This window comes from Anabaena sp. AL93 (assembly GCF_001672085.1).
GTDB lineage: Bacteria > Cyanobacteriota > Cyanobacteriia > Cyanobacteriales > Nostocaceae > Dolichospermum > Dolichospermum heterosporum.
The window spans coordinates 1-20,442 of record NZ_LJOU01000101.1 but is presented as its reverse complement, the minus strand read 5'-3'; the positions used below and the strand labels follow the sequence as shown (position 1 = coordinate 20,442).

Annotated in this window: 15 protein-coding genes and 1 tRNA gene; 9 read left to right on the top strand and 7 right to left on the bottom strand. The window is 33.5% G+C overall.

The annotated features are described in order from the left end of the window. Window positions 1-519: 519 nt before the first annotated feature. The 9 genes from AN486_RS22010 (at window position 520) to brxL (ending at window position 14,126) form a co-directional block, all read left to right on the top strand. The gene (locus AN486_RS22010) at window positions 520-1,125 is read left to right on the top strand and encodes a Uma2 family endonuclease (RefSeq protein WP_168635139.1); all 606 of its coding nucleotides are present in this window, start codon (window positions 520-522) and stop codon (window positions 1,123-1,125) included. A gap of 170 nt (window positions 1,126-1,295) precedes the next feature. Continuing rightward, the gene (locus tag AN486_RS22005) at window positions 1,296-2,789 is read left to right on the top strand and encodes a mannosyltransferase (protein ID WP_053538160.1); all 1,494 of its coding nucleotides are present in this window, start codon (window positions 1,296-1,298) and stop codon (window positions 2,787-2,789) included. 48 nt (window positions 2,790-2,837) lie between these two features. Further along, a complete protein-coding gene (locus AN486_RS22000) occupies window positions 2,838-4,034 on the top strand; it encodes a 1-deoxy-D-xylulose-5-phosphate reductoisomerase (RefSeq protein ID WP_290602566.1) in 1,197 nt (398 codons plus the stop codon). Window positions 4,035-4,298: 264 nt separating this feature from the next. Further along, window positions 4,299-5,132, top strand: a complete 834-nt coding sequence (locus AN486_RS21995; RefSeq protein WP_290602564.1) for a DUF4007 family protein — start codon at window positions 4,299-4,301, stop codon at window positions 5,130-5,132. Beyond that, window positions 5,116-5,553 (top strand): hypothetical protein, encoded by a 438-nt coding sequence (locus tag AN486_RS21990; RefSeq protein ID WP_096670248.1) that lies wholly within the window; start codon window positions 5,116-5,118, stop codon window positions 5,551-5,553. The genes AN486_RS21995 and AN486_RS21990 overlap by 17 nt, the downstream gene beginning before the upstream one ends. A 53-nt stretch (window positions 5,554-5,606) precedes the next feature. Further along, window positions 5,607-5,744, top strand: a complete 138-nt coding sequence (locus AN486_RS21985; protein WP_290602561.1) for a hypothetical protein — start codon at window positions 5,607-5,609, stop codon at window positions 5,742-5,744. Between the two features lie 94 nt (window positions 5,745-5,838). After that, window positions 5,839-10,476, top strand: a complete 4,638-nt coding sequence (locus tag AN486_RS21980) for a hypothetical protein (RefSeq protein WP_290602559.1) — start codon at window positions 5,839-5,841, stop codon at window positions 10,474-10,476. After that, window positions 10,469-12,685 carry a PglZ domain-containing protein gene (locus AN486_RS21975; RefSeq protein ID WP_290602557.1) on the top strand — a complete coding sequence of 739 codons (2,217 nt, stop codon included), beginning with the start codon at window positions 10,469-10,471 and terminating at the stop codon, window positions 12,683-12,685. The genes AN486_RS21980 and AN486_RS21975 overlap by 8 nt, the downstream gene beginning before the upstream one ends. Then, entirely contained in the window at window positions 12,675-14,126 is a 1,452-nt protein-coding gene (brxL, locus tag AN486_RS21970) for a BREX system Lon protease-like protein BrxL (protein ID WP_290602555.1), read from the top strand. The genes AN486_RS21975 and brxL overlap by 11 nt, the downstream gene beginning before the upstream one ends. A gap of 31 nt (window positions 14,127-14,157) precedes the next feature. Here the strand turns inward: brxL and AN486_RS21965 are convergent, their stop codons facing one another. The 7 genes from AN486_RS21965 to pstS all read right to left on the bottom strand — a co-directional run bounded on the left by AN486_RS21965 (window position 14,158) and on the right by pstS (window position 20,283). Continuing rightward, window positions 14,158-14,775, bottom strand: a complete 618-nt coding sequence (locus tag AN486_RS21965) for a 2OG-Fe(II) oxygenase (protein WP_053538152.1) — start codon at window positions 14,773-14,775, stop codon at window positions 14,158-14,160. 349 nt (window positions 14,776-15,124) lie between these two features. Beyond that, window positions 15,125-15,196: transfer RNA gene (locus AN486_RS21960), tRNA-Cys, on the bottom strand. A gap of 122 nt (window positions 15,197-15,318) precedes the next feature. Then, on the bottom strand, window positions 15,319-15,915 hold the full coding sequence (locus AN486_RS21955; RefSeq protein WP_053538151.1) for a chromophore lyase CpcT/CpeT: 597 nt from the start codon (window positions 15,913-15,915) through the stop codon (window positions 15,319-15,321). A gap of 79 nt (window positions 15,916-15,994) precedes the next feature. Further along, window positions 15,995-16,774 (bottom strand): phosphate ABC transporter ATP-binding protein PstB, encoded by a 780-nt coding sequence (pstB, locus tag AN486_RS21950; RefSeq protein ID WP_290602552.1) that lies wholly within the window; start codon window positions 16,772-16,774, stop codon window positions 15,995-15,997. Between the two features lie 38 nt (window positions 16,775-16,812). Then, on the bottom strand, window positions 16,813-17,685 hold the full coding sequence (pstA, locus tag AN486_RS21945) for a phosphate ABC transporter permease PstA (protein WP_039201098.1): 873 nt from the start codon (window positions 17,683-17,685) through the stop codon (window positions 16,813-16,815). Between the two features lie 187 nt (window positions 17,686-17,872). Next, window positions 17,873-18,862 carry a phosphate ABC transporter permease subunit PstC gene (pstC, locus tag AN486_RS21940; protein WP_290602550.1) on the bottom strand — a complete coding sequence of 330 codons (990 nt, stop codon included), beginning with the start codon at window positions 18,860-18,862 and terminating at the stop codon, window positions 17,873-17,875. A gap of 380 nt (window positions 18,863-19,242) precedes the next feature. After that, entirely contained in the window at window positions 19,243-20,283 is a 1,041-nt protein-coding gene (pstS, locus tag AN486_RS21935) for a phosphate ABC transporter substrate-binding protein PstS (protein ID WP_053538148.1), read from the bottom strand. Window positions 20,284-20,442: the final 159 nt, after the last annotated feature.

Genomic DNA, 20,442 nt, shown 5'->3' with positions numbered 1-20,442 from the left:
ATCCTATACTAATTATTTTTCTTTCCATATAACCTCACAATTTAATTTTTACTTATACTCCGCAAGGGAATAAATTGAGCTTTTGCTTAGAGGATGTTTTAAAAGTGGCATCTCGCAATTTTCATCACATTGTTACCCCCTTTCCCCTTATGAAGGTGGGAAACAAGAAAATCCAGTTCCCTCCCCTTTATAAGGGGAGGGTTAGGGAGGGGTGAAATATTTGGTACAGCAATCCCGACTTTTTAAACAACCTCTTAAAGGGGATATATGGATGTAAAAACGTAAGTCATTACCTTCTCAAGTATGTTATTTTTGTAACTATTTTTATGGGTATAAGTGAAATTGATTACACAATTGTTTGGTAAAAGTTTACTATTACTAACGTATTACAATTTACCATACTTTGGTTGAATCTCTAATGCAACAGATGAAAAGTATTAGAAACTTAATAGATAAAAACTTAATCAATAATTATTACTGATATGTTAAACTAACGAACATCGCTTTCTGATCAAAAATATGCAATTAATAGCAAAGCAATATTACACCCCAGAAGAATATCTGGAATTAGAAGCCACTGCTGAGTATAAAAGCGAATACATTGACGGACAAATAATTCCTATGGCTGGTGCATCTATAAATCATAACCGGATTACAGGTAATTTTTACGCTACGCTGAATTTTGCCTTTAGACAACAAGGCAAATATGAGGTTTTTAACAGTGATATGCGTCTATGGATACCTCAAAAACTAATATACACTTATCCAGATGTGATCATTATTGCAGATGAGCCGGAATTTTTCAATAATCGGACAGATACAATCACAAATCCCCAGGTAATTATTGAAGTTTTATCCAAATCTACCAAAAGTTATGATAGAGAAGATAAATTTGCAGCTTACAGAACAATTCCCACTTTTCAAGAATATCTATTAATTGATCAAAACCGCATTCATGTAGAACAATTTTTCAAAACTGGGAAAAAAAGATGGACTTTGTGTGAGTATGATGCAGAAGATGGAAACATATCTCTGGAAACCATACCTTTTGAAATTTCTTTACAAGATTTATACAATAAAGTAAAGTTTGAACTTGTGCAAGCAGAAACAGAAAAAAATGGGTAAATGTTGTCTGTTTATAATATTCTGGAAATATTACCAAATTAAGATGAAACTGCATGGAATAGGATTTTAATAATTATTGACCGCAGATAAATTCGGATGAATTCATGGATTTCATGATTCTGTGCAGCCTCTGATAAAATTGGTATAACTTCTTTTAGTTAGAATAACAGATGAATCGCAAATTTAACTTAGATAATCTATTATTAAGCCTCCTAATTCTCCTAGCATTAATATTGCGCGTTGGTGTTGCTTTAAGATTTCCTAATATATTTTGGCCAGATGAAATTTTCCAAACCCTAGAACCTGCACACCGACTTGCTTTTGGTAATGGTATTGTTACCTGGGAATTTCGAGACGGGATTCGCTCTTGGGTATTACCAGTCATTCTGGCAGGTATTATGCGTCTAACCGCGTGCTTGGGAGAAGGTTCTACTGGATATTTAATGGGAATTAATATATTTTTGTCTCTACTTTCCTTGAGTAATATCTTGGTAGCATATCTATGGGGAAAAAAAGTAGGCGGAACAATTACAGCTTTGACTTGTGCTGGTATTTGTGCTATCTGGTTTGAATTTATTTACTTTTCTCCTAAAGCTTTCACCGAAGTGATAGCTACACATTTTCTGTTACCAGGAATATATTTAGGACTGCACAAAAATTCATTCCAACTCAGAAATCGGCTATTTTTATCAGGATGTTTGCTAGGAATATCTTTGGCATTAAGAATACATTTATTACCTTGCATTGCTTTTGTTTTAATTTACATTTGTAGAAAAGATTGGCAGCAAAAATGGTTGCCCATGATAGCAGGAATTTTTGCTCCTATACTTGTATTTGGAACTGTTGATGCTTTTACTTGGTCTTATCCTTTTCAATCTTTTTGGTTAAATATTTGGGTGAACCTTGTGGAAGGTAAAAGTAAGCTATATGGGGTTTCTCCTTGGTATGAATATTTAATTTTATTGCTAAAAAGTTGGTCTTGGCTATTTCTGCCGATTATGATTCTTGTGCTGATAGGTTCACGTCGTCTGCCTATTTTGGCATGGTCGGCGTTAATTATTATCTTGTCTCATAGTTTCTTAGCTCATAAAGAATATCGGTTTATTTATCCAGCATTATCAATGCTCATGATATTAGCAGGAATAGGCACAGCAGAATTAGTTTTAAATTTGTCCCGCAAATGGAATTCATTTCCAAAAATAGTTATAGCAATATTACTTTGTTTTGCTCTTTGGACTGCAACTTCTGTTGCTTTGGTAAGCAGATTTAATATTTATAATAATTTGACTTTTTCTACTTTTGGTACTGATTTAGAAAATACACATTTATATGCTACAACTAATAATTTATTGGCTTTACAAAGCTTAAGTAAAGAAAATACTGTTTGCGGACTTGGTCTTTGGGGTATTAATTGGGCTTTATCAGGAGGGTATACATATTTTCATCATCATGTTCCTATATTTCCAGTGGAGAAGATAGCAGATTTTGCAGCACTAAAAGCAGGTTTTAATTACGTTGTTGGTGATATATCTATACCATCTCAATATAAGAATTATACTTTACAAAAATGTTGGCAAGGAACTTGTGTTTATAAGCGTCCAGGTTCCTGTACTCAGATTATAGATCGTGAGATCAATTCTGTTCTCAAAAAATCGGGAAATTAGTAGCCTAAGCAATTTATATTTAAAATTAGCGTTAATTATTAAATAATTGTGAAAGCTATTACTCTGCTTGGTTCTACTGGTTCGATTGGTACGCAAACCTTAGATATCGTCTCTGAACACCCGGATAAATTCCGCATTGTGGGATTGGCTGCTGGACGGAATGTGGAGCTATTCGCGGCGCAAATTCGCCAGTTTCGTCCCCAAATCGCGGCTATTTCTGCTGCTGAGAAATTACCGGAACTTAAAGAAGCCATTAAAGACTTAAATCCTCAACCCATTTTACTGGCTGGGGAGGCGGGAGTGATAGAAGTTGCTCGTTATGGCGATTCTCAGACGGTTGTTACTGGTATTGTTGGTTGTGCGGGGTTACTTCCAACCATTGCAGCTATTGAAGCGGGCAAAGATATTGCTTTAGCAAATAAAGAAACTATCATTGCTGGCGCTCCTGTGGTGCTACCTTTGGTGGAAAAACACGGAGTGAAACTATTACCAGCCGATTCCGAACATTCCGCTATTTTTCAATGTTTGCAAGGTGTTCCTAAAGATGGTTTAAAAAAGATATTGCTGACTGCTTCTGGGGGTGCTTTTCGAGATTGGCCTGTGGAAAAATTACCAGAGGTAAAGGTTGCTGATGCTATTAAACATCCTAACTGGTCAATGGGGCGAAAAATTACGGTAGATTCGGCAACTTTGATGAATAAGGGTTTGGAGGTAATTGAGGCTCATTATTTATTTGGGGTAGATTATGACAATATCGAAATTGTTATTCATCCTCAAAGTATTATTCACTCGTTAATAGAATTACAAGATACTTCTGTTTTGGCTCAACTTGGTTGGCCGGATATGCGTTTACCTTTACTTTATGCTTTATCTTGGCCGGAGCGAGTTTACACTAATTGGGAAAGATTGAATTTAGTGAAATCTGGTGATTTAACTTTCCGTGAACCAGATCATCAAAAATATCCTTGTATGGGTTTAGCTTATGCTGCGGGTAGGGCTGGTGGTTCTATGCCGGCGGTGTTGAATGCGGCAAATGAACAAGCTGTGGCGTTATTTTTAGATGAGAAAATTCACTATTTGGATATTGCTCGGTGTATTGAATTTGTGTGCGATCGCCATCAAAATGATAACAAACAAAATCCCGCTTTAGATGACATTTTGGCAGCAGATAAATGGGCTAGACAAGAAGTTTTCACCGCTATGGAAAAGGTAGCAATTCAGCCACAGATAATTTCTGTAGGGTAAAAATTAAGATAGTCCTACACTCATCATATTTGGTGGGGTGTAGGATTATGTTTTTCAGCAAAAAATGTAAATTATCATCAAAATTAGAATATTAGACTATCTACAACGTTATAATAAGCACTATAATAAAACTAACACAGGCACTCAAACAGGTCTAAGAATATTACAACCTCAGTCAACCCTAACTAGCAGTTTTTAGAGTACAATTGATTCTTATTCACTAAAATCACTGAAAATTTTATCCCATTCAATACTTGATAGACTATGGCTAAGATGCAACTACATTTCAACGGTAATTTTCCTCTCAAAAAAGAAGAAATTAAGAGAATACTTGACGCTGCTGCTGAGAAAGAAGGTTTAAAAGATTCTTTAGCAAATCTCATGACCAAAACAGGGTTAGGTAATGCAAAAGTTGGTAGAATTAAAAGTTGGTCAAGTAGAGCAGGTTTAGTTAAAGATAATTATTTGAGTCCAGAAGGAAAAATAGTTTTAAAACATGATCCTTATTTAAAATCAATTACTACTGATTGGTTAATGCACTTTTATTTAAGTTTTGGTACTCAAGGTTTAAATCAAATCCCAGAAAATCCTGCTGAATGGGGAGGGTGGACTTATTTTATTTATACTTTTCTTCCGGAAAATTCAACTTTTACTAAAGATGATTTATTTCAAAATAGTATTCCTATATTTGAAGAACTAGATAAAGATATTCCTAAAAGAATTAAGTATATTTTAAAAGCATATACTCAAGAACAAGCATTAGCTAATTGTCAATTTATCAAAGAAATCAAACCAGATACATATCAAACAGGGAATTCTAAACTTCCTAATTCTTATTTGATAGGTTATTTCCTAGCTAAACTGTGGGAACGAGATTTTCATCAGGAAACTTCTGTCTTAACTGAGGATATTTATTCTCAGAAAATGGGAATTATCCCCGTTTTAGGTATTCAATCTGAAACTTTACAACAACATCTGAATAGGATAGAATCTTTAGGAATTATTGAACAAAGACGCACAGTTTCACCTTATCAAATTATCCGTCGTTGGGATAATCCTTTAACTTTATTGGAGAAAGCTTATGTTAACAATAAATGATCTATCTCTTCAAGATGCTAAACCAACTGATTCTCCTCATTTACTATTGTGGGATAATCCTAATGATTTAGAAATTCAACAAATTTTATTTAACAATAATGCTCAACTTGTCAGTTATCGTGACAACTTACTCATTAGAGTTAAACCTCAGCAAAAATTTTTAAGTTTTCAAGATAAATTAGGGCAAGAATTAGAGGTGCTTAAAAAAATTTGTACGGATACAACTAAACCAATTATTTTATTAAAAGATATGGATATTTTAATCACATATCTTTACAGCTATCCTCAATCTCCTCTTAGTTTATTTTGGAATAATTTAGCAAATATGAGACATTTACAAAGTATTTTATGGATTATTTTACCTAGTAAACTAAATCCCCCTAATTGGAATATAAACCGCTTTCAACAAATTGATCATTAAAATAACTTACCACCAAACAAGAGAAAAATTCAATCAAAAAGGAGCTTGGAACTATGAAAATGAGAGAACTTGTCAAAGTTAATGAATCAGGAATGGTAGCTAATGCTGTTGATTTTAATATGATGGCTGATCCTGATAAAAATTTGCGTTTATCTGAAGGATTTGTGGCTCTTGCGTCTCTTTTATGGTGATTGAGGATTGATGATAACAAAACCCTTACGGGACAAGGGTTATAAACAATTATTTCCATATTTTCAATGAAATGCCTACACAATAGGGCTTTCAATGATTTTGAACCAGGGTTTCCATAAAAATAACCGAAGAACCGGATTTGTTTTTAATTATGATCCAATTAATCCTAAAGCTTTTACATTAGGTGTACTCGATGCAATTTGTAATAGTTATCATAGTCAAAATCAACCCAATATACATTTATTTGTACAAGATTATGGTAAAGGTAAATCTCATTTTGCTTTAGTTACTGCTAATTATTTTAAATTACCACTAGACACTGCTGAAGTTGAAGGAATATTAAATCAAATTAAAATTGCATCAGGAACTGATCAAGGCATAGTAGAAGATTTAACAGCTTACAAAAGACGTAATAAGCAACATTTAGTAATTTGTATTAGTGGAGATTCAGGAACAGATTTAAGACAAATATTTTTACGAGCTTTACGTCAAACTTTAGAAATAGAAGGACTTATTGATTCTTTAGCGGAACAATTCTGTGAAAAGCCACTTAAATATTTAAAGCAATTAACAGACAATCAAAAGGAAATTGCTAATAATTATTTAGAAGTGCATAATTATCAAAGAGATGTAAACAGCATTATTGAGTTATTAGAAGAAGATAACTATAAAATGATTCATCTTGTTAAAGAAATAAGTAGTGAATTAAATAATGGGTTTCCTGCTGATTTTGAAACAGATTTAAGTATTGAGACAATTTTACAAAAATTAATTAATAAGTTATGTTCAGGAGATACTGCCAAATATTCAGGAATTTTAATTCTATTTGATGAACTTAATTATTATCTTAAATCATGGGCAACAGATTCAACTGCTGCGGGGGGAGCATCTTTACAAAGTATTACTAAAGTTTGTGAGAATAATAAGGGAAAAATTGCTTTAGTTTGTTTTACCCAAATTCGCCCTTCAAAATCTGTTCCTAGCCAATCAGCGGATGATTATAACAAACTTGTTTCTCGGTTAGAAATTGCTGAAAGCACTTATGAACCTGTTTCTAGTTTAGAATTAGTAATTAAAGGATTATTAGAACAACAAATTAATACTGATTCATGGAATCAATTTTTTCAAACATGGCGGGATACTCTATTAGCTGATAGTAGAAATTCTCATGAACACAGAATTAGTATTTATCGTGAAAGAAATTGGACATTACAAGATTTTCAAATAAATATTACTCTAGGTTGTTTTCCTCTTCATCCCCTTAATAGTTATTTACTTTGTAACTTAGATTTTACTCAAGGACGCACGGCAATTCAATATATAAAAGAAGATGTAAAAAAGTTTATTAATTCTCAACTAGTTGAACAAAATAGTAAATTAAATTATCTTCCTGCTATTTCCTTAGTTGATGCCTTTTCTGAATTTTCTCATACTGAATTTTCTCGTCATTATTCAGAATATCAAAAAGCTTATGATACTATATCAGCATCAGCTACAGAAAACGAAATTGCAGTTCTAAAAGGACTTTTTCTATTTTATGTTAGTCAAAATAAGCTTTATAAACCTGAATCAGAAAAACATGATATTATTATTAGTGAATTAACAGGTTTGTCTTTAAAAGAAACTAAGGATACTTTAGATAAATTAGATCAACAAAAACAAGTTATTCATCATAATACAGGAGATAATACTTATCGTTTTTATTCTGGTAGTAATTTATTAGAAGTTCGGCAAGAAATAGAAGAAGAAGCGAGCAAACAAGCTGACAGAATATCTGTTAATTTAGCTATCAAACATTGTAATGAGAAAATTGAAACTTATTTAAACAGTATAAATATAAGTGGAACACATTTCATTAATGATAATCAGTTACTTAATGATGAATGGTTTTTTGAGTATAAGTTTTATAATATTCCTGATTTTAAACAACAAGTATTAAATGGATATAAAACTTTAGATAATATAACAGGAAAAGGAATTTTTGCTTATATTTTATCAGATAATCTTGAAGAATTACAAAGCTTTCGTTGTGAGATTAACGAACTTTTATCCAGTTCAAGAAATAAGGAATATATTGCTGTAGCCATTCCTGAAGAACCAGTTAATAATATTTGTCAAGATTTATTAATGATAGATATTATGCGAAGAAAAAGTACATTAGAAAAACAAGACTCAGGAACAGCCTTTGCACAATTAACTAAGCAAATACAACAGAAAGTTGAAAGGGAAATTAAAAAAATAATTGCTCCTAATAATTGTGACTATTATTGTATCAGATTAGAAGAATTAACTACTTACCAGCAAAAAGATCATCAAAGTATTGTTAGTCATCTTTTACAACAACTTTATCGTTTTGTACCTCCAATTGCTAAAAATGATAAAATGGCTTTAAAAAGTCCTTCAGGAAGCACAATAATTGGTTATACTGCTAACCGTTTACTAGAAGATGATCTTAATCCTAATAAATTTCCTAATCAATCTTATAACACCTTAGTTGATCAAGTATTTCTCAATAATTGGGGCTTATTTAAAACTACTTCTCAAAAATATTTTGTGCAAATTCCTAGTAATAAAAATGTTAGAGAAGCATGGGATAGAATAGATCAATTAACAGCTTTGGGAGATAAAGCTAAAAAATATGTTCTGATTTCTAAAATTTGGCAAGAATTATCTGCGCCACCTTTTGGATACAATGAATATACATTTACTATGCTATTTTCTGCGTGGATAGTTTATCATCGGAGTGAAGTAATCTTAAAAGGAACTTTTGGTTTACTTAATAAAAAAAATCAGTCATCTATTGAAGAAAAAGCGATTAAAGATTGGGTAGAAACTCATGTATTTGATAAACCTAAAGATTTTGTTCATAAATGGATTCTAGGCTCAAATACAAATCCTCAATTAATTCGGCTTCGAGCTATTACTTGTCCTAAAATAGAACCAATATTAAGTTATAATCAAGCTAAAGAATTAATCCACGATATTGACAATTTTATTAATTCCGGTGATCCAGATCAATCAAAAGTACAAAAAATTCAACCGAAAAGAAAACAACTTTTAAGCGAAATTGAGAAAATAGATAATTGGTTTAAAGCAGTAGAAGAAACAGAAAATTTATTTAATAATGGAGATCAAATTGAGCTAAAAAGTTTAACTGAAATTTATCCTCTTCTTCAACAGAAATTATCTAAAACAATTAATCTTACCCAATCTAATCAATCTGATAATATTGTAGTTAATCCTGCTAAAAAGCAACTGCAACGTCAAAATGATGCTTTACAAATTGTTCAGGATAGAATTGAAGAAATAATTATTGATTTAAGCGAAAAATCAGAATCTTTACAAACAGAGGAAGAATATGGGCGTTATCAAAGTGATCTTGAAGCAGCAATTAAACAAATAACTTATGTTTTTTCACCTACTCATAATTTAATTCAAACATTAAACTATTCCCTTGATGTTGCTACGAGAAAATTTGCTGAAATCAAACATCAAACTGAGATAAAAAATGGCTTAGAAAAAGTTGAACTTTTCTACAAATCTCTTAGTAATAATGCTAGTCAAGATGATTACATTAAAGCTATGAGTAATATAAAAAACTTAGCTAATAATCTTGAAATTATTAAACAGCACAAGCTTTATGAGGCAATAATTAAAGAGATTGAAACTCAACTAAATAATTTAGAAATAACTCTCAAAATTTGGGCAGAAAGATTAACAGATATCACTAAAACTGAAGCTCTTCAATTATCTCAAGAAGTTAGTCAGCAACAAAATCGGTTTACTCAACCTAAATCTGCTCAAAAAGTTAAACAAATATTAGAACAATTAAATCCAATTATTTTAGAAATTCAAAATCAAGAAGAAGTTGAAAGTACAAGGCAGCAACAAGATAATAAAATTATGGATGCACTACGTCAAAAAAATCCAAAGTTCTTAAATACTATTGTCTTATGTGAACAAGGAATTGAAGAAATAGCTACTTTACGCCTTCAGCTTAACTTTGCTGAAAGATTTTATACAGAAATTGAACAGCTAATTAAATCTATTAATAATCAAGTTTCTAGCTATATAAAAGAGCTTGAGGAATTGACAGCAAATTTAGCTGAAGTTAGAACTAATCAAGAATTAAACCAGCTTTATACTAAGTTAGCTAAATTAGAGTTATTTTTTCAAGACTCTAAGCATTATTTAACTTGCCAGCAATTGCAGCAAGAAATTGATGCTTTAAGACAGTTATTTCAAATTACTCAATCATCGCAATTCAACACAATTGAGACTTATCAGAATCAAATACAACAGTTAACAGAATGGTACAAAATTATTAAAAATTGCACTCCTAATTTACAAACTAAATATGATCAAAATAAATATAAACTAGAACAAAAAATAAAATCCATTGAAACTCAATATCAAGTTGACACTAAATTATGGTTAGATAAATTACAAAAAGAATTTAATCAACTTGAGCAAGAGACAGAAGATAAAAAACTTAACTTAATTGATAAGTTACTTAAAAACATTAATAATCAAGATATAAATATTGATTATTTAAATAACTTAGATAAAGAATTATTAGAAACGGTTAAAACTCGATGCCAAAATATACAAAATGACAGCCAAGAAAATCAAATCATTACTTTATTTACACAACTTCCTCCTCAAAGACAACAAAATTTATATTTCCAGCTAGAACAATATTTGTCAAAAGAGGGAGATATTAATGAATAAAATTATCTTAGATCCTACCGGATTATATCAACCTCTTACCGACTATATTGCTATCACTACCGAAGTAGAGTGGTTAAAGTATTTTACCCTTGAAGATGAGAATTATTGGATTAAAGGTAAAACCCTTTGTAATTGGACAGAAGAATGGTTAAGAGTATGGAATAAATCAGATTTAATAATTGAGAAAAAACAAGTTCCACGTCCAAAATTAACAGCTATTCTTACTCCTTTATCTATTCCCGATAATTGGGATAATCACTATATTTTAAAATTAGCAACTCTGATTGATAGTTACACTTCAAATCATCCGCTTGAATCTTTATTAGCTGATATAACTCATACTGAAGAGAATTTTTGGTTAATTGATAATCTATCAATAGAACATTTAGCTAAATGGTTATGTCTTCAAATTCCCCAAAACTATCAAATATTTGAAGATGTTTGGAAACATAAAATTAGTCAAAACCATAATCATGATCATTTACTCAGTCATTATCAAACTGAGAATAAAAATCAACTTTTAAAGAATTGGTTAGGTTTAACTTTAGATTTGAATTTTATTAATGTACTAGGTAAATATCCTCTAAATGTTCCTGATTCTTGTTTAAAAGAATTTAGAAACTTTTGGGAACAAAAAATTTATCAAACAGAAGCTAAAATTTTAGATGATTTAATTTTATATCAAGAACCTGGTAAAGAAATAATTGCTTTCATTGCTTGTGATTTTTTATTAAAACACCCAATTTACATAAATCAAGAAAGAATTAGTAAAATTATTTTATATTTAACTAATACTAAAAAATCTCAACTCAAGCAAAAATTACCTCCTATTCAACCCTTACCCTTATCAATTGATGATAGTCCCCAGGATGCTTTAAAATGGGTAACAGAATCTTATTTACCCTTTAGAAGTTGGGAAACAAATATTAACTATACTCCCAAAGAACAACAAATTAGCGAACAATTAGCAAATAGTTTTGTTAACTGGATAATAAAATATTATCCAGAATTAAAAATTGATAATGTAGAAAATTCATTCTTAAATTATAATGTAGCATTTCAAGTTCAAAAATTAGCCAAAGAAAATCCTATTCTTTGGATAGTTGTTGATGGTTTAGGATGGTTAGATCATCAAGAACTAATTGCAATTTTAACTGACAATAACCAACTTTCACTAGAAAGAGAGATTACACCTCTTTTTAGTATTCTTCCTACTAAGACTGAATATGCAAAATGGAGTCTTTATTCTCAACTATTACCGGAACATTCATCTTGGAAGCCTAATGCAAAAGACGGCTTTTCAATGGTAAAATCAGGAAAACGTTATACTGATAATAATAGACATGAGTTAAGTCAAGATTTACAAGAGAAGAAATATCAAATTTATTGTTGGGATACTGATCAATTAGATGAACTTTATCATCAAGAAAAAGACTGGAAAACCTTATATACAGTAGAAAGAGTCAATCGTTTAGAAGGAATTGCTAAAAATATTCAATACTTCTTAAAAGAATATCATAGTTCGGAAGAATTAAAAATTATTATTGCTAGTGATCATGGTCAAATGATGGGAGAAGTACAAAAATTATCTAATTGTCCAGCAGAATTAAAATCAAAAGGTAGAATGGGAATTGGTAAAACTGATGATTCTCGTTTTATTGTTCTTGACGCTAGACGTTTTGGACTTCCCCATGATATTAGTATTGTGAGAAATTCCGATTGTATCAGTGCGTTTACTTATACAAAAGATCAAGAAATTATTGGTTCTCATGGGGGACTATTTCCCGAAGAAGTTGTCGTAGGATTTTCAGTTTTAAGTCAATCATTAAAACGTGATCCAGTCCTAGTAACTTGTAGTGGAGAAGGAAAACCTCAACAACCAGGAGAATTAATAATTACTATTCATAATCATAATCTAGTATCTTTAACAAATCTTTGTTTATACATTAATGAATTACAGGAATTTAAAACAGGAAAAATATTAAATATTACTATCAAACCTAATGAGAAATTTATTCATAAAATACCTATTAATAAATATCCAGAATTACCACCAGACAAGAATAAAACAACTATTCAATTATCTGGTAAATTAACCTTTCTTTTTGCTAATAATGATTTAAGAGAATCAAACATTGATTCAAAGTCATTCATTACCATTCAACAAATCTTTAGTAGTGGTTTTCAAGGAGATTTAGATGACTTCTAATTACAACAATGATCTAATTACTCAAATATTTCAATCTTTAAGTATTGACAAAAAACGTTTACCTTCCAGTGGACTAACTACTTTAGGTATTCCTAGTTTTGTCGCTGAATGGTTATTAGATAAAATTGTTCCGGGAATGGGAGTTTTAGATAATTTAGAATTAGATAAAATTAATAGTTTTGTCCAAAAAGCATTTCCTAGAAAAGATGATCAAGAAGTGATTAAATTTAAATTAATTCAACAAGGAGAATCTCATAAATTAATTGCATTACTTCAAGTTAGAATTAAATTAGACCAAAACTCTAAACAAATACCTGAACCTTTAGCAAATATTCCTGTTTTAAACTTCTCAGAATGTGAAATTTCTTCAGATATTGTTGAGCGTTATCAAATGTTATTGAGACAAGGAGTATGGGGGAAAATTACTTTAAGATATAAAAATACTATCAATGGTAATTCCAAAATATCTATCATTGATTTTGACCCTTTTCAATGTTCTGAAGTTAACCTGAAAACTTATGCTGAACATCGTTCTCAGTTTACCACAGAACAATGGCGAGATTTAATGTTTTGTTCCATGGGTTTTAATCCCAATCATCCGAGTTATAATTATCGAGCTAAAACTTGGATTTTAACTCGATTACTTCCCTTAGTAGAATCTAATTATCACCTCATAGAATTAGCTCCCAAAGGAACAGGAAAAAGTTTTGTTTATGAAAATATTAATAATAAAGTTTCTGTTATTAGTGGAGGAAAAATCACACCTTCTCAATTATTCATTAATGGTAAAACTAAAGAAGTTGGTTTATTAGGACGTTATGATGTAGTTGTTTTAGATGAAATTCAAAGTTTAACATTTGACAATCCTGATGAAATTATTGGACCATTAAAAACCTATCTTGCTAACGGACGTTATAACCGTTCAGGATTTGCTGATATTGCGAGTGATTGTTCTTTAGTATTATTAGGTAATATTGAACTTGATGAATATCAACGTCCTAAAGATAAATATAATTTAATGGCTAAATTACCTAAATTCTTCTCAGAAACAGCGTTCTTAGATCGTTTTGCTGGTATTTTACCGGGTTGGGAAATTCCTAAATTTCAAAGAGATATGATTGCTAATCAAATCGGGTTGAAAATGGATTTTTTTGGAGAAGCATTATTATCTTTAAGAAAAGATGGGAGTTTTTACCAATATGTTCAACAACATACTCAATTTGATGATCATACTACCATTAGAGATCAACAAGCAATTCTCAAAACAGCATCAGGGTTTCTCAAATTGCTTTATCCTCATCTTCAATTAACTTTACAAGATTATCAACGCGATTGTTTAGAACCTGCTAGAGAACTTCGTCAACAAATTCGCAATTTACTATATAATCTTGATGACGAATTTAAGCAATCTGAAAAAGATATTTATGTTGATATTAAATGATTGTTTTATTTAAAGACGAAAGCTAATAAGATTACGTTTTCCTTTGTTTTTTCCCATTCCCTTGATTAGCCCTGGACTCTAATGTAAACTGGGGTATTTCCTCAAGTTCATCCTCACTCAAACAATACTGTTCACACACAAGACTTAAGCGATTTCCCACAGTTGTCACTGCATTTACAGAATGAGTTAAATCACCCTGAAAGTAAATTAAAGAATTGGTTTGGGGTTTAATTTGTCCAACTTGGCGTTTTTGCAATTTGAGAACTAATTCTCCTCCCTCCATATCCTCTGGTACACGCACATAAAGAACGCTCACAAATGCAGGAGGTTCAACGGTTTTACAATAGGAGCGCAAAGACCGATCAATATGCGGGTCAACGCGAGAACCTGCTTTGAGTAGTAAAGGATTCAGATAAAAAGCATTACAATTAGGTAAAAGCGCCAAATCTAAATAAGGCTTAAAATAGGGGAATTTTTGGACAACTTCTGCTAAACCTTGATGCTGAAATACTACAGAAAAGCCTTTAGTATTAATAAAATCCCGGTTAAGGTTGTTAACAGCAAAATAAGGACAAGCTTGGATTTCTCCCCACAAGTCTTGGAGATATTGAACAGGAAAGGCGTTAGGATGTTGTTGATAGTATTTCACGGTCAGTTCAATTACAGCAAATTGTCATCAAACCCAGAACAAGAACCCCACCCCCAACCCCCTCCCCGCAAGCGATGAGGGGGCTAAGATGTACCTTATATGATTGGAAATCGCTGTAATTCTCGTCTGATAGCGTAGCGTGGCGCAAGCCATATCAGGATTTACGGTTACTGAGCGAAGTCGAAGTACAAGATTAAAGGATTAACAGGATATTTGATTTTGTATTTCTAGCGAATAGCTAAACAAAACAATTAATAAAAATCAGAGTATCAGAAACCCTATCAACGAAACGAAAAAACCATCCTGTCAATCCCTAAATCCTGGATATCCTGATTCAGACAATATATAAAGGCGACACCCGGATTTGAACCGGGGGATGGAGGTTTTGCAGACCTCTGCCTTACCACTTGGCTATGTCGCCGCACTCACAATTACTAATATTAGCACCATTCTTCCAAATTTGCACTATCTGGGAGAATTTTTTTTTGAAGCTTCATGTTTTTCACAGACTGGACAGACGCAAAGCCTGTCCTCCGGTGGCGATTAGGGATTTAATTTCACTTCTTCGGCAAAATTCGCCCAGCGCACAAAGTAAAAAGGACCAGCGACAGAACCCCAAATATGCTCATCTGTTTCAGGATTTCGCCCTCTGTCGCGGCTGATGAACTTTTCACCATCAATTTCAAAATCACTATCCAAATAGGTTCTTTGCCCGTCACGGATGACAATGCAGCCCTTTCCAGGTTCGACTGTGCCTTTAAACTTGGTGCCAGTCCACTCTACAATCATGTTACAACCAGAAAGCCTTTCCAAGCGATCGCTTGTCAAAGTCTGCAACCTTGGTAAATCGCGGGAAGCGCCGTAAAAATCCTTTTCTTCTTTGACAGTATAGTTTTCAATATGGATTTTATCCCCCACAGTTGTCAGATGTAATACCCGCACCCGATAAGGCTTATTCAGCATATAGTCATAAGCTTGTTCCACAAACAAACTTACACCTGATAACACCCCCCAATGGAGGGGACGCATACATACACGAATATGGGCAAAAAAAGCCGGATTCTCAAAAACTTGGGCTTGATTACTGAAATCAGCCGCCATCCACCTTGCTAAAGTGGCAATATCTGGAGAATGAGTCATATCAATTTGGGATTTAGGAATAGGAATGCTATTGATTTTAAATCCTGATGACGCTCAAACTACGCATTCGGTGTTGTAGTTAACCAAATCGTCCAGATACATAGTCATGAGTCCGAGTATCTAGAGGACTACGAAAGATTTGACTAGTCTCCCCGAATTCCACCATTTGACCAATGCGACTTTGATCGGTACTAAAAAAGGCAGTAAAATCAGAAACACGAGTTGCTTGCTGCATATTATGGGTAACAATCACAATTGTGAATTCTGTTCGCAATTGGTGAATTAATTCTTCCACTTTCATTGTAGCAATTGGATCAAGGGCTGAACAGGGTTCATCCATTAGCAATACCTTGGGTTTAACAGCCAAAGCCCTAGCAATACAGAGACGTTGTTGTTGTCCACCGGAAAGACCTGTGGCAGACTGATGAAGTTTATCTTTGACTTCATCCCACAAAGCCGCACCTTTAAGGGCAGATTCGACAATTTCATCTAATACTACTTTTGGAGATTTACCAGCAATTCTCACACCATAAGCCACATTTTCATAAATGCTCATGGGAAAAGGATTGGGTTTTTGGAATACCATGCCAATTTCTCGACGCAGACGATTGATATTAATGCGAGGATCATGGATATTTTGACCAAAAAACTCTATCCGACCTTCAACTTTGACTTTTCCTTCTAATTCACTAATCCGATTAATGGTTTTAATGAATGTGGATTTACCGCAACCGCTAGGACCAATTAATGCAGTAACTTGATTTTTATAGATATCTAATGATATCCCTTCAATAGCTTTATAGTTTCCGTAGTAAAAGCTAAGATTCTTGACTTGGATGGCAGTAGTTAAGTTACTCATGATTGACTAAAGTAGGAAAGAAAATTTTTTAGTTGACCTTATCTTTTCTTAGCAATTACGCGAGACAGCAAGCTGAAAAACAAAACTAAAGTCAGGAGAATGATGGAGGTTGTCCATACTAGTTGATTTACGGCTGGATCAGGATTGTTATAAAGGTTAAAAATCAATACTGGTAAGGAAGCAGTAGGACTTAATAAACCATCTGACCAATTTTGACTAAATAAAGCGGTAAAAAGTAGTGGTGCTGTTTCACCAGATGCACGAGCTATAGCTAGGGAAATCCCCGTAGTAATCCCTGGGATAGCCGAACTAACAATAACACGAAAAGTAGTTTGAAAGCGAGTTCCTCCTAATGCTGCGGATGCAAGACGTTGGGGGACGGGAATTAGCTTTAAAGCCTCTTCTGTTGTTAATACTATCACTGGTAGCATAATTACAGCTAGAGCAAAACCACCAGCAATGGCACTAAATCCCTTAGTTAATAAAACAATCACACCATAAGCAAATATCCCAACAACAATGGAAGGAACACCTGTAAGAATGCTAGTAATAAACCGCACATACCGCGTAAGTGGGTTGGTTTGACTAAATTCTGCTAAGAAAATTCCTGTAATTACCCCGACAGGAATACTGAGTAATGCACCGATACCTACCATAAGTATAGTACCAAGAATAGCATTAGCAAACCCATTTTCAATTAATGGATGAAATAACATCTCTAGTCTGAAGCCAGAAAGCCCCCGTGACATGATTTCCCACAATATGGATAACAATGGCAACAGTGCTAAACCACTCAGACCAAAAGCAATCCCGGTCATTGAGTATGTAAATAATTGTCTATCTGTGGATAGGGGCTGACATAATGAAGCCGCAGCGGCTTGATCTGTTTCTGAATTTGTATAAGCACTCATGTTAATTTTGGATTTTGGATTTTGAATGAGTAATATGTAACCAAAAGTAAAATTTCCCTCTTGCCTCTTGCCTCTTGCCTCTTCCCTCTTGCCTCTTCCCTCTTGCCTCTTGCCTCTTGCCTCTTGCCTCTTGCCTCTTGCCTCTTGCCTGTTCCCTGTTCCCTGTTCCCTGTTCCCTGTTCCCTACTTATCTATTTTTTTTGCCAACCCATTCGACTATTAATACAGCCGCAATATTTATAGCTAGTGTTAAAGCAAATAAAATTAGACCTAAATAGCCTAATGCCCCAATATGTAAGCCCGGTTCAGCTTCGGCAAATTCATTGGCTAAGACTGCGGGAATATTATATGCTGGATCTAGAAGGGATATGCTGATTTGAGCGGAGTTACCAATTAGCATTGTGACAGCCATTGTTTCGCCTAATGCCCTGCCCAGAGATAGCATTGTTGCACTGACCATCCCAGAAAATCCTGCTGGTAACAAAACTCGAAAAATTGTTTCCCAACGAGTTCCGCCTAAAGCCATAGATGAGCTACGTAACTCTTTAGGAATAACCATTAAAACATCACGAGAAATAGCTGCCATTGCGGGTAAGGTCATAATGGCGAGAACAATGCCCGCTGTTAACATATTGTTGCCGGCGGGGTCTTGTGTGTTAAATAGGGGGATAAACCCGAAGGTGCTACTTAACCATTTCTCTATGGGTGTGATGACGGGAATAAATACGAAAATGCCCCATAAACCAATAATTACGCTGGGGATAGCGGCAATTAATTCAATGACGAAAGCTATAGTGGTTTTGACTGGATTTGGTAAAAAATCTTCACTGGTGACTAGGGCTATGGATATGCCTACCGGTATAGTTAATAAAACAGCGATCGCACTACTGACCAAAGTTCCATAGATGTAAGGCAATGCACCAAAAATTTGATTCCCTGTATCCCAATCTTGACCCCATAAAAAGCCCAGTCCAAATTTACCAATAGCTGGTTCTGCTTGCTTGAAAATCACCCAGGTCATGACAAAGAGGATGGCTATAGTAATCCCAGCGAAAAGATACACTAGCCATGTAAATCCTTTATCAAACCAGAAATTAACGCCACCTGTGGATGTTAAATCAATATTGCCATCACTTAAACTTAGTGAATTATTCTGAGATTCAGGTGAATTAGACATGATCAATAAAAAGTTTATGAAATCAGGTAAATTAGATGTAAGCGCACAGCCGTCATAAACCAGCTAAAACAATGAAATGGTCAATTCAGAGGGAACAGGGAACGGGCAACGCTTCGACAAGCTCAGTGCATCGCAGGGAACAGGAAAAACTCATGTTTAAAAACATGAGATTGAAATAATGACACTGTTTTTTTTCGGGCTACGCATCTTAAAAAACATCTTTTTTTTGACTGAGTTTTAAACTGGTGCAAATGAGTGTTTCTTATCTGTTCCCTGTTCCCTGTTCCCTGTTCCCTTCTTTTGTAAATAAAAGTAGGTTTCAATTACCTACATTTCAACATTGAAAGCTGATACATAACGGCTGAATGCTTATGTAAAAATTACTTAACGTTGCTATTTACTGTTTGTAAAACACGGTTCACAACATCACCAGGAATTTTGGTGTAGTTGAGGTCATCATTATACTGTTGACCGTCTTTAAGTACCCAGTTAATCCATTTTTTCATGGCTTCAGCTTTAGCAGGAGTGGGATACTTTTTGTAAACCATCATCCAAGTTAAACCAACAATGGGATAACCTTGTCCTGGATCGCCAATAAATACGCGGTAGTTATCAGGGAATTTCACTGTTGATAAAGCTGAGTTCGCAGCTGCTAAAGAAGGAGCAACAAATTCTCCTTTCTTATTTTGTATTTCTGCTGAATTTAGTTTGTTTTTAGTAGCGTAGTCATATTCAACATAACCAATAGATCCAGGGGTGCTTCTCACTAAAGCAGCTACACCAGGATTACCTTTACCTTTGAGAACGTTTGGTAAAGTCCATTTGGGAGCAGTATTAGCGCCAATTCTACCTTTGAAATAACCATTAATAGCACTTAAATGGTTGGTGAAAATAAATGTTGTGCCACTACCATCAGCGCGAACTACAAATTTAATTGGACTGTTTGGTAGGTTTACACCGGGGTTATCCGCTTTAATTTTCGCGTCATCCCATTTAGTAATTTTTCCAGAAAAAATATCTGGTAATGTGGTACGAGATAATCTCAGTTTGTTGACACCAGGTAAATTATAAACAACGGAAACAGCACCACCAGCAGTGGGTACTAAGATCACACCATTCTTAACTTTAGCGATTTCATCATCTTTCATCGCTGCGTCACTACCACCAAAGTCAACTGTTCCTGCAATAGTTTGACGAATACCACCACCACTACCAATTGCTTGGTAGTTAACTTTTAAGTCTGGGTACTTTTTCTTAACTTCACGAGCATATTTTTCATACAGAGGAGCAGGAAATGTTGCTCCAGCACCGTTTAAAGTTTCAGCTTGAGCGATCGCACTCAACATTGGACTCAATGCAACAGCCCCGGTTATGACTGAAGTGGCAACAACACGATTCAAAATGGTGGATAAAAAAGCCATACTGCCTCTTAAGTTTTCAGAAATACTTACTTAGGGAATTACATCCTGGTATTAATTTGATATTAAATGGTTAAGAAAAAATTAAGAACACAGCAAAAGCCGTTTAAATTTAATTTAAACATTTAATTTTAAGTAGTGGGGGGAGTGGGGGGAGTGGGG